This is a genomic window from Paenibacillus forsythiae T98 (genome assembly GCF_000520735.1).
In the GTDB taxonomy this organism is placed as follows: Bacteria; Bacillota; Bacilli; order Paenibacillales; family Paenibacillaceae; genus Paenibacillus_AQ; species Paenibacillus_AQ forsythiae.
Genome location: NZ_ASSC01000081.1, coordinates 1 through 4,433 on the forward strand (window position 1 = coordinate 1; position 4,433 = coordinate 4,433).

5 protein-coding genes are annotated in these 4,433 nt (G+C 54.1%); 4 read left to right on the forward strand and 1 reads right to left on the reverse strand.

All coding sequences use genetic code 11. From position 1 onward, the window contains the following. On the reverse strand, nt 1-311 hold a 311-nt coding region (locus tag L692_RS27630; protein ID WP_036721655.1), incomplete at its 3' end, for a magnesium chelatase domain-containing protein. A 263-nt stretch (nt 312-574) separates the two neighbouring features. Between L692_RS27630 and L692_RS0102925 the strand changes: the two genes are divergently transcribed. From L692_RS0102925 to dprA, 4 genes are all read left to right on the forward strand, one after another. Next, a complete protein-coding gene (locus tag L692_RS0102925; protein ID WP_025697047.1) occupies nt 575-1,045 on the forward strand; it encodes a MarR family winged helix-turn-helix transcriptional regulator in 471 nt (156 codons plus the stop codon). 318 nt (nt 1,046-1,363) lie between these two features. Then, nucleotides 1,364-2,524, forward strand: a complete 1,161-nt coding sequence (sucC, locus tag L692_RS0102930; RefSeq protein ID WP_025697049.1) for an ADP-forming succinate--CoA ligase subunit beta — start codon at nt 1,364-1,366, stop codon at nt 2,522-2,524. Nucleotides 2,525-2,582: 58 nt separating this feature from the next. Further along, nucleotides 2,583-3,512 (forward strand): succinate--CoA ligase subunit alpha, encoded by a 930-nt coding sequence (gene sucD, locus L692_RS0102935; protein WP_025697051.1) that lies wholly within the window; start codon nt 2,583-2,585, stop codon nt 3,510-3,512. Nucleotides 3,513-3,719: 207 nt separating this feature from the next. After that, the coding region (gene dprA / locus L692_RS0102940; protein WP_025697053.1) for a DNA-processing protein DprA at nt 3,720-4,433 on the forward strand (714 nt) is incomplete at its 3' end.

Genomic DNA, 4,433 nt, shown 5'->3' on the forward strand with positions numbered 1-4,433 from the left:
AGCGTTGTTCCGGCGGACGGCATCACAAGCTGACCGCTTGTCGTCAGAATGCCGACAGCGATCGCGAGATCGAAAGCGGAGCCCTCCTTGCGCAGATCGGCCGGAGCCAGATTAATGGTGACCCGCTGCTGCGGATAGCGGAACCCGCAGTTCCTGACGGCGGAGCGTACGCGCAGAGCCGCCTCGCGTATGGCGGAGTCGGGGAGCCCGATAATACAGGTCTGCGGCAAGCCGTTGGCGAGGTCCACCTCCACGCCGATCATGACGCCCTCAATCCCGTACAGGCACGCGCTGTGCATTTTTCCATACATATCAAAACACCTCTCCCTAAAGTCGGCGCATCATGTGCGCGAATCTTCAGTAAAGAGGTGCTTCCTCATTTTCCGAAAATATAGCTCTCCATTCATTATATAAATCAACCAATGCGCAAATCAATAGCCTTAGCCTATTATTTAATATTTTATGCAAAATAATTGAACCCCAATAGCATTAAAGTCAAACGATTTGTCGCAATTAACATTCAAACGGTAAAATATGATAAAATCGAGGAAAGAAAGCAGGTGAACATAAGCTTATGATCCGAAAATCATCGGCCATTCCGGAGCTGCTGCTCGAAAATCAGCTTTGCTTTACGATTTATGCCTGTTCGCGCGAGATTACGAAGCTATATCAGCCTTTTCTCGACGAACTGGGCGTTACGTATTCCCAATATCTTGTTATGCTGGTTCTATGGGAACAAGGGCAATGCACCGTCAAGGACATTGGCGCCGCCTTGTATCTTGATTCCGGCACACTTACTCCGCTGCTGAAGCGTCTCCAGGCCGCCGGTCTGATTATCCGCGAGCGTTCGCATGAGGATGAGCGCAAGGTGCTGATTTCTCCAACGGATGAAGGCTGGGCGCTTCAGGATAGGGCCAAAGAAGTACCGGGTGTAATGGCGGAAGGCATGGCGATGTCCAAGGAGGAATTCGGAGATCTCCTGCTGCAGTTCCGCAGTTTATTGAACAGGGTGCATCAAGCGAACTCCCGCAGCCGTTCTGATTAACAAGAAAGCTTGTCAATGAAATCGTTCGCATTCCGGCATGAAACCATGCGAAAATGTATGTATAAACCATGAAAGATTTATGGGGTAAGCGCTTCAAAAACATGATACAATATTCTGGGTTACTCATTTGCATGGTAAGCCCATCGTCAGCTTGCGGGAAGAAGGCTGCGGGTCATCCTGACTGAATCTTTTTCTGGCATAGAGAATCCAGGGGGCCGGACCGGACTGAGCAAGGCTTAGCTTGGCGGCAATCAAAACGGATAGCGGAAAGCCTGCAGGCTGTATGCGGGTTCCGCTGCATTTTAGGAGGCTTCCGGAATGAATATCCACGAGTATCAGGGCAAAGAAGTGCTTAAAAGTTACGGCGTAACCGTACCGAACGGGAAAGTGGCATTTACCGTGGAGGAAGCGGTTGCCGCGGCTCAGGAGCTGAATAGTCCCGTGGCCGTTGTGAAAGCGCAGATTCATGCGGGCGGCAGAGGAAAGGCCGGCGGGGTCAAGGTTGCCAAGAGCCTGGATGAAGTCCGGATATACGCCGGAGAAATTCTGGGCAAGACGCTGGTGACGCACCAGACGGGTCCGGAAGGCAAAGTGGTAAGACGGCTGCTTATCGAAGAGGGCTGCCAGATTGACAAAGAGTATTATATCGGGTTTGTCGTGGACCGGGGAACGGGCCGGATCGTGCTGATGGGCTCCGAGGAAGGCGGAACGGAAATCGAAGAGGTGGCGGCCCGCAGCCCCGGGAAGATTTTTAAGGAAACCGTCGATCCGGCGGTGGGACTTCAGTCCTTTCAAGCGCGCAGACTAGCGTACAATATTTCGATTCCCAATGAACTGGTCAGCAAGGCGGTCAAGTTTATGCAAGCGCTCTATTCCGCTTTTGTCGATAAAGACTGCTCGATTGCCGAAATCAATCCGCTGGTTATAACGAAGGACGGCAACGTCCTGGCGCTGGACGCCAAGCTGAATTTTGACTCGAACGCCCTGTTCCGCCATCAGGATATCCAGGATTTGCGCGACCGGGACGAGGATGACGAGAAGGAAATTGAAGCGTCCCTGTATGATCTCAGCTACATTGCGCTGGACGGCAATATCGGCTGTATGGTCAACGGCGCGGGGCTGGCGATGGCAACCATGGACATCATCAAATATTACGGAGGCGAACCTGCGAATTTCCTGGATGTAGGGGGCGGCGCCACTGCGGAAAAGGTAACCGGGGCGTTCAAGATTATTTTATCCGACCCCAAGGTCAGAGGGATTTTCATCAATATATTCGGCGGCATCATGCACTGCGACGTCATTGCCAGCGGGGTGGTGGAGGCTGCCAGGCAGCTCGGTCTGACCAAACCTCTCGTTGTCCGTCTCGAAGGCACCAATGTAGAGCTGGGGAAGCAAATTTTGTCGGGTTCGGGACTGAATATCGTTTCGGCCGATTCCATGGCGGACGGAGCCCGTAAAATTGTTGCTCTTGTGCAGTAACGGCAGATATGATGCGATTTCCCGGACTTTCACAATAAGGAATAGGATGTGAACGCGCATGAGCATTCTGGTCGATAAAAATACGAAAGTCATCACTCAGGGGATTACCGGCTCGACGGGCTTGTTCCATACGAAAGGTGCGCTGGAGTACGGCACGAGGATGGTGGGCGGCGTTACGCCGGGAAAAGGAGGCACGTCCATTGGCCTCACGCTTAAGGACGGCCAAACGGCAAGTCTGCCGATCTTCAATACGGTGATTGACGCCAAGAAGGCGACGGGCGCGACCGCCAGCGTTATTTATGTGCCTCCGGCCTATGCGGCCGATTCGATTATGGAGGCGGCGGATGCCGAGCTTGATCTTGTCATTTGTATTACGGAGGGTATCCCGGTGCTTGATATGGTCAAGGTGAAGCGTTATCTGGAAGGCCGCTCGACCGTACTGATCGGTCCGAACTGTCCGGGTATCATTACGCCCGGGGAATGCAAAATCGGCATCATGCCGGGCTATATCCACATGCCGGGCTATGTCGGCGTTGTCTCCCGCAGCGGAACGCTGACCTATGAAGCGGTTCATCAACTGACGACCCGCGGCATCGGCCAGTCATCGGCGGTCGGCATCGGAGGCGATCCGGTCAAGGGATCGGAGTTTATCGATATTCTGAAAAGATTCAATGATGACCCCGGCACGAAAGCGGTCATTATGATCGGGGAGATCGGCGGAACGGCCGAGGAGGAGGCTGCCGTCTGGATTCGTGATCATATGACCAAGCCGGTAGTCGGCTTCATCGGGGGGAAGACGGCCCCTCCGGGCAAGCGCATGGGCCATGCGGGCGCGATTATCTCCGGCGGAAAAGGCACAGCAAGCGAGAAAATCGCGGTTCTTGAGGCCTGCGGCATCAAAGTCGCCCCAACGCCCGCCGAAATGGGCGCTACGCTCATTAGCGTGCTGGAAGAGAGAGGGATTCTAAACGCTTGCATGACGCATTAAGCTCTTCGTGAAGCGAAGGGATGCATCGGATTGCCGCTTTCCGGCAAAACGGCACTTCCGGTTATCGCCTGATTGTGTATAATTAAAAACAAAGGTAAGCAACCTTTTATTCTCTTTACGGGAGTAGAAGGTTGCTTTTTTTGCGTTTATCGCCGTAATCAGCACAAAATAGGGAGGCGTGCGCCTTCTATAAAAGGGGAGCCTGTTATGAACAATCGGGATATATTATTCGGCTTGCATGAGATCGAAGGCATAGGCTGGAGGAGCATCGACAAAATTCGCAAGGCGGGATATTTGTCGGATAAGGCGTTTGACTGTACGGCGGAGGATTGGGAGAGAATGGGCATAACGCCTGGAATGTCGGCAAAGCTGTCAAAAATTCTGACCCCGGATTGGGTGATGCAGCGCCGTTCTCTCATGGAGTCGGCCCGTGTATCGATGATTACCGTGTTCGATGATCAATATCCCGGGCTGCTGAAGGAAACGCCTCAGCCACCCTGGATATTATACTGCCGGGGACGGGCCGATCTGCTGCATGGTCCCGGCATTGCGATGGTGGGCACGCGCGTCCCGACGGCATACGGCCGGAAGGTTGGGGCTGTTCTCGCCGAAGAGCTGGCGTCAAGCGGCTTTACCGTTGTCAGCGGGTTGGCCCGGGGAATCGACAGCATCTGTCATGAAGCCGCCCTGGGACAAGCAGGCGGAACCGTGGCCGTCATGGCTACCGGCATGGACAAAGTATACCCTCCGGAGAATCGCGAACTGCTGGAACAGATTTCACGTCAAGGTCTGGTGGTCACCGAGTATCCGATCGGCACCAAAAGCCATCCCGGCCTCTTTCCCCAGCGCAACCGGATTATAGCCGGTCTTGCCCTTGGCACCGTCGTCGTCGAAGCCGACAGCCGCAGCGGCTCCCCCCTT